Here is a 6,324-nt window from a genome sequence, read left to right on the forward strand (position 1 = left end):
TCCCGGCCAGGGCCTGCACCTCGCCCCCCGCCGCCGCCAGCGCGGCGCGCAGCGACTCCGTGCGCACCGCGGCACGCAGGCCAAACCCCGCCACCCTCATAACGTGACACTCCATTGCACGATCGGCCTGGCCGGCACCCAGCCGCGCTTGCCCCCCCAAAGCTGCGGCCTCGGCCAGCTCCAGACGCAGCAGCGCACCGCCTTTCTCTGCGGACCAGGCGGTGAGCAGCGCCTCGCTCTCCAATGTCACCGCATTCGCCACCAGCCTGGTGCCGGCGGGGGCCAGCGCCCAGAGCCGTTCCAGCAGCGCCTGGCTGGCGCCGCCGCCGATGAAGATGGCATCCGGCCGCGCCAGAGTCTCCAGCCCGTCCGGGGCGCGGCGCTCCAGAACATGCAGGCGCTGGGCGACGCCGAAGCCAGCGGCGTTCTCCAGCGCCCGTGCGGCGCGGGCGGCATCCGCCTCCACCCCGCTGGCGCTGGTGCGGGGGGCGGCCAGGAGCCATTCAATCGAAATCGACCCCGCGCCCAGCCCGATATCCCAGAGATGCTCGCCGGGCCGGGGGGCCAGGGCGGATAATGTGAGGGCGCGCACCGGGCGCTTGGTGATCTGCCCGTCATGGGCGAAGAGCGAATCCGCCAGCCCCGGTGTGCGCGGCAGGCCCAACGCCCCCGCCACCTCCACCGCCACGGCGACCGGCGAGAGGCCCGGTCCCAGCACCGCCATCTCCGCCGCGCTGGCCTGGGTGATACGCTCCCGCACCCCGCCCAGAGCTTCCAGCCGCCAGAGGCGCGAGGCGCCGAAGCCCAGCTCGGTTAAATAGGCCGCGAACGGTGCCACCGCTTCGCCGCCGCGCAACAGGCAGAGCAGCCGCGCCCCGTCATGCAGATGCGCCCGCGCTTGCGCGAAAGGGGCGGCGTGCAGGCCGAGGCAGATTGTGTCTTCCAGCCGCCAGCCCAGCTTTGCCGCCGCCAAAGCGAAGTTCGAGGGGGCGGGCAGCGCCACCCACTCCTCCGGCGCCAACGCCTCGGCCAGCAGGCTCCCCGCCCCGAACCAGAACGGATCGCCCGAGCACAAGGCCACCACTTGCATCCCCCGGCAGGCCAGCAGCGGCGCGATGGAAAACGGCACCGGCCAGGGTCGTCCACGCGCCCCCGCCTGCGTCAGTTCCAGATGCCGCGCCCCGCCGAAAATCACCTCCGCCCGCGCCAGCGCCTCGCGCGCGGCGGGGCTGGGGCCGTCCTCATTCAGCCCGATGATCGTCAGCCAGGCGCTCATCCCCTTGCCTCCTGGCCGTGGGACGCGGCACAAACCCGGCCATGCACGGCCCGATTATATTGCTGCTCGGCGGCACCAGTGAATCCAGCCAGATGGCAAGGGCGCTGGCCGAGTCCGGGCTGCGCGCGGTTTTCTCCTATGCCGGCCGCACCGAGGCGCCGAGGCCGCAGCCGCTCCCCACCCGCATCGGCGGCTTTGGCGGGGTGGCGGGGCTGGCGGATTATCTGCGCGCCCATGGCATCACGCACTTGATCGACGCCACCCACCCGTTCGCCGCGCAAATGAGCCGCAACGCCATCGAAGCTTGTGCGGCAACCGGGGTGAAGCTGATCGCCCTGGAACGCCCGGCCTGGCAGGCTGAGCACAGCGATGACTGGCAGAGCCTCGCCACGCTGGAGGAGGCCGCCGCCGCGCTGCCGGAACGCCCCGCGCGCGTGTTCCTGGCCATCGGCAAACAAAATCTCGATCTTTTCGCCGCCCGCCAGGACCATTTCTATCTGCTCCGGCTGGTGGATGCGCCTGTTGCGCCCTTGCCTTTCCGGGATGCGGCCTGGGTGGTCGATCGTGGCCCGTTCAGCCTGGAAAATGATCTGGCGCTGCTGCGCGCCCATCGCATCACCCATCTCGTCGCCAAGAATGCCGGCGGGATCGGCGCGGCGGCCAAGCTGGCGGCGGCGCGGGCGCTGGGGGTGAAGATATTGATGGTCGAGCGCCCGGCGCTGCCGGCGCGCCGCATTGTGCAAAGCCCGGAGGCGGTGCTGGCCTGGCTCGCTCATGGCGCCGAACGCGGGGTATAGACGAAGCGGCCCACGCGCCTCGTCTGGCTGTTGCCGAGCAGCACGATGGTGCGCATATCGGCCATCTCCGGCGTCGCCTCGGAGAGCGTCACCACGCTGATCCGCTCTTCCGGCGTGCTCACCGCGCGGGCGAAGATCACCAGCCGCCCCGGCGCGCATTCCTCCCGCAGCACCGAAAGCACCCGGCCAAATCCCTCGGGCCGGGATTTCGAGCGCGGATTATAGAAGCCCATGGCGAAATCCGCCTGGGCGGCCATCCGCAGGCGCTTTTCGATCACCGGCCAGGGCTTCAGATTATCGGAGAGATTGATGGCGCAGAAATCATGCCCCAGCGGCGCGCCGGCCCTGGCGGCGGCGGCGAGCATGGCGGTGATGCCGGGCAGCACCCGGATGTCCAGCTCCGCCCAGCCCGGCTCCTCTTCCAGCACCTCGAACACAGCCGCCGCCATCGCGAACACACCGGGATCACCGGAGGAGACAATCACCACCTTGCCCCCCGCCTGCGTCCGGCGCAGCGCGTGGCGGGCCCGGTCCAGCTCCTCGCGGTTATCGGAAGGGTGCAGGGCCAGCCCTGGGCGCGGGGCGATGCGCGCGACGTAAGGGATATAGCCCAGTACATCGCTGGCCTGCGCCAGCGCGGCGCTCACCTCGGGGGTGATCAGCGCGTCATCCCCCGGCCCCAGCCCGGCAATGGCCAGCCAGCCGCTCATGCCCGGTTGCGCCCGCCATGGGCGAGGACGATCGCGAAATAGGGGCAGTCCCCCTCCGGCATCTCCGCCACCCGGACGATGCGCTGCTGCGCGCTGGTGCCGTGCGCGACCAGCACCGCCTGCTCCAGCCGCCCGGCCTGCGCCAGAGCCGCGCGGATTTTCGGCAAATTGCGGCCGGTCTTCATCACCACGAAGGCATCGCTCTCGCCCATGCGCCGCGCCAGCTCGGCTTGGGGGAGCGTGCCGGGGAGGATGGTGAGAATGTCATTGCCCCAGGTGATCGGCGTGCCGGTGGCGGTCCAGCAGCCGGACATGCCGGTGATGCCGGGGATCACCTCGATCTCCACCTTGCCTTGCAGCCGCACATGCAGATGCATGAAGGAGCCATAGAAAAACGGATCGCCCTCGCACAGCACGACGATGTCGCGATCCCGCGCCAGCACCTCCAGCCGCGCCGCCCAATCCTCGTAAAATTCGTGCAAGGCGGCGATGTATTCGGGGCTGTCGGCGGGCAGCTCGGTGGTGACGGGATATTCCATCGCATATTCCACGCAGCCCGGGGCCAGCAGGCCCTGCACGATGCGCCGGGCCTGGCCGGGCCGGCCGGCCTTGCGGAAATAGGCGATATGGGCTGCCCCCTGCACCGCGCGGGCAGCGCGCAGGCTCATCAAATCCGGATCGCCCGGCCCCAGCCCGGCGCAGATGATCTTGCCCATGGATTATTCCGCCGTGCTGGCGATGGCGTTGATCGCCGCCACGCTGACCGCCGAGCCGCCGAGCCGCCCGGCGACCGACAGCGCCGGGCAGGGCGGGGCGGCCATCAACGCCGCCTTGGATTCGGCGGCGCCGACGAAGCCGACCGGGCAGCCGATGATCGCCGCCGGGCGCGGGCAGGATGGGTCTTCCAGCATGTTGAGCAGGTGAAACAGAGCCGTCGGCGCATTGCCGATCGCCACCACCGCGCCGGCCAGATCCGGCCGCCAGAGTTCGAGCGCCGCGGCGCTGCGGGTGGTGCCCATCTGTTGGGCCAGCGCCGGCACGCTTGGGTCGTGCAGGGTGCAGATGATGCGGTTCTTGGCGGGCAAACGCGGGCGGGTGATGCCCTCGCTGACCATGCGCGCATCGCAGAGAATCGGCGCGCCCTGGGCCAATGCCGCCCGCGCCGCCTCGACCATGCCGGGGGTAAACGCCACATGCGCCTCCAGCCCGACCAGCCCCAGCGCATGGATCATCCGCACCACCACGCCTTCCTCGGCGGGGGAGAAACGGGCGAGATCCGCCTCCGCCCGGATGGTGGCGAAGGATTGGCGGTAGATGGCGGCGCCATCGGTTTCATAGAGATGCGGCATTACGGCGTTCCAAAGACCCGCCGGGGGTGGCTGAGCAGCGCCGCCGGGTCAAGCCCTGGGCCGTCATTCAGGTGAAACCCGTCAGGGGCAGCGATGAGGGTGACATCACACCGGCCCGGATGCGCGCAGAGCTTGCCGCAGCCCGAGACATGCAGGGTTTTGCCCGCCGGCAGGTGCGCGGCGAGCGCGGTTGCCAGCGCGCGGGTGGGGGCGAAGCCCTCGGCACAGCCTGGCGCGCCGGTGCAGGCGAAGGTGCGCTGTAAGGGATCCTCCGCGCCGATCAGCCCCGGCAAAGCGGGCAAGCCGGTGAGCCCCGGCAGATAGAGAGCACGCCAGGGGGTGAGTCGCAGCTCTGTGCCCAGCCCGGCCAGAGCGGCGAGGCTCTCCACCGGCAACTCGCCAAAGGCAAAGCTGGCGAGAGGGGGCGTTTGGCCCGTTTTTGCGGCGGGGGAGGCGTTCAGTCCTCGCGGCAGGGCGCCGGCGCGGGTCAGCCCGCGCATCCGCCCGCGCCCGCCCGGCGCGCCGCCCTGGGCCAGAAACCAGTCCGCCAATTTCCTTATGGCCGGAATTGCGGTTTGCGCCGTCACCGATTCGCCGAGCATTGCGCCATCGGCCCGCACCAGCAGCCCGCCGGCAGCGTCACGCTCCAGCCGGATATCGGCGGAGATCTCAGCCAGCACGGGGGCCGGGCCGGTATCGAGGGCGAAGCCGAACTTGCCCGGCAGGGCGGGGAAGTTGGGCAAGGCGGCGGTCAGCGCTTCGGCCAGTTCCAGCGTGCCGTCGCCCTCTGCCCAGAACGGGGTGAGCAGCATGTTGCGCGCCTGCTCCTGGGCGGCGTCCGCATCCAGCAGACCCAGCGCGTCCAGACCCGCCATGATGGTTTCGTAGCGCTGCGATTTCACCCCGCGCCATTGCAGATTGGCCCGCGAGGTCAGTGCCAGATGGCTCTGCCCCTCGGCCTGCGCCAGCGCCGCCAGACCTTGCGCCAGCGCCGCCGTCAGCCGCCCCAGCTTCGGGCGGATGCGCAGGATCAACCCGTCCGCCGCCTGCATCGGCCGATGCGCGCCGGGGCACCAGCCTTTCACCGGCCCGCTCATAAGGACGCCAGGATTTCGTTATTGCGCGTCGCCCATAGCCCGGCCTCGCGCAGACGGGAAAAGACATCGCGCAGCCGCGCCAGGGCGGCGGGGTTTTGCGCTTGCAGAAACGCCACCACCTCCGGCTCGCCCAGCGTGGCGGCGAAATAGAGGTCGAACAGATGCCCCGGCACGTCGCGGGTGAGGTTGGCGAAGGCGGCCAGATGGTCGAGGGTCGCCGCCAGCTCCGCCCCGCCGCGAAAGCCGTGGCGCCGCATCCCCGCCACCCAGGCCGGGTTGGCGGCACGGGCGCGCACCACCCGGGCGATTTCCTCGCCCAGCAGCCGGGCGCGCGGGGCCTCGGGACGGGTGCTGTCCAGATGATAGAGCGGCGGCGCGTTCAGCCCCATTTGCGCCAAGGCGGCGACGATGCCGCCTTCCTGAGTGGCGTAATCGGCCGCGAGCAGCAGGTCCGTCTCCGGCAGGTCCTGGGCGTGTACGAAGCCATCCGTGCCCGCCAGGCGCGCGCGCAGCGCCTCGGGCGTTTCCTGGGCAACGCCATCCGTGCCGATCGACCAGCTCGCCCCCGCCAGCCAGGCTTCCCCGGCGGCGGCGCGGGCTTCGTCGGTGAAGATGGTCGGGGCCTCGCCCATCTGCAGCCCGTACTGGCCGGGGCGCGGGGCGAAGATGCGCGGGGCCTGGGTGATATAGGGGTTTTCGCCTGGGGCTTCCTCGCGCGCGGCCAGTGCCTGCGCCCCGGCGGCGAAGAGCTGGGCGAGGTGGGCGAACACATCCCGGAACAGGCCGGAGAGGCGCAGCGTCACATCGATGCGCGGGCGGCCCAGCAGCGCCGGGGGCAAAATCTCAAAGCCGGAGACCCGGCCGCTTTCCTCCCAAAGCGGGGCGAGGCCGGCCAGATGCAGCGCCATGGCGAATTCCTCGCCGGCGGTGCGCATGGTGGCCGAGCCCCAGAGATCCACCAACAGGCTCTTCGGCCAGTCGCCTTGCTCCTGCAGATGCCGGCGCAGGATTTCCTCCGCCAGCTTCACCCCTTGCGCGTGGGCGGCGCGGGTGGGCACGGCGCGCGGGTCCAGCGCGAACATGTTGCGGCCGGTG

7 protein-coding genes are annotated in these 6,324 nt (G+C 71.1%); 1 reads left to right on the plus strand and 6 read right to left on the minus strand.

Annotated features, from left to right (window positions below):
* On the minus strand, positions 1 to 1,276 hold a 1,276-nt coding region (locus MXAZACID_RS16270; protein ID WP_008495611.1), incomplete at its 3' end, for a bifunctional cobalt-precorrin-7 (C(5))-methyltransferase/cobalt-precorrin-6B (C(15))-methyltransferase.
* A 41-nt stretch (positions 1,277 to 1,317) separates the two neighbouring features.
* Here MXAZACID_RS16270 and MXAZACID_RS16275 point away from each other — a divergent pair.
* Positions 1,318 to 2,073 (plus strand): cobalt-precorrin-6A reductase, encoded by a 756-nt coding sequence (locus tag MXAZACID_RS16275; RefSeq protein ID WP_008495612.1) that lies wholly within the window; start codon positions 1,318 to 1,320, stop codon positions 2,071 to 2,073.
* Here MXAZACID_RS16275 and cobJ read toward each other — a convergent pair.
* The 5 genes from cobJ to MXAZACID_RS16300 all read right to left on the minus strand — a co-directional run.
* Positions 2,049 to 2,783, minus strand: a complete 735-nt coding sequence (gene cobJ / locus MXAZACID_RS16280; protein ID WP_008495613.1) for a precorrin-3B C(17)-methyltransferase — start codon at positions 2,781 to 2,783, stop codon at positions 2,049 to 2,051. The genes MXAZACID_RS16275 and cobJ overlap by 25 nt on opposite strands.
* Positions 2,780 to 3,499 (minus strand): precorrin-2 C(20)-methyltransferase, encoded by a 720-nt coding sequence (locus MXAZACID_RS16285; protein WP_008495614.1) that lies wholly within the window; start codon positions 3,497 to 3,499, stop codon positions 2,780 to 2,782. The genes cobJ and MXAZACID_RS16285 overlap by 4 nt, the downstream gene beginning before the upstream one ends.
* Before the next feature lie 3 nt (positions 3,500 to 3,502).
* The gene (locus tag MXAZACID_RS16290; protein ID WP_008495615.1) at positions 3,503 to 4,132 is read right to left on the minus strand and encodes a precorrin-8X methylmutase; all 630 of its coding nucleotides are present in this window, start codon (positions 4,130 to 4,132) and stop codon (positions 3,503 to 3,505) included.
* Positions 4,132 to 5,229: a precorrin-3B synthase gene (locus MXAZACID_RS16295; protein WP_008495616.1), complete on the minus strand. Its 1,098-nt coding sequence runs from the start codon at positions 5,227 to 5,229 to the stop codon at positions 4,132 to 4,134. Before MXAZACID_RS16295 ends, MXAZACID_RS16290 begins: the two co-directional genes overlap by 1 nt.
* The coding region (locus tag MXAZACID_RS16300; protein ID WP_008495617.1) for a cobaltochelatase subunit CobN at positions 5,226 to 6,324 on the minus strand (1,099 nt) is incomplete at its 5' end. The genes MXAZACID_RS16300 and MXAZACID_RS16295, both read right to left, overlap by 4 nt.

The sequence above is a fragment of the Acidocella sp. MX-AZ02 genome (assembly GCF_000306035.1).
GTDB classification, from domain to species: domain Bacteria; phylum Pseudomonadota; class Alphaproteobacteria; order Acetobacterales; family Acetobacteraceae; genus Acidocella; species Acidocella facilis.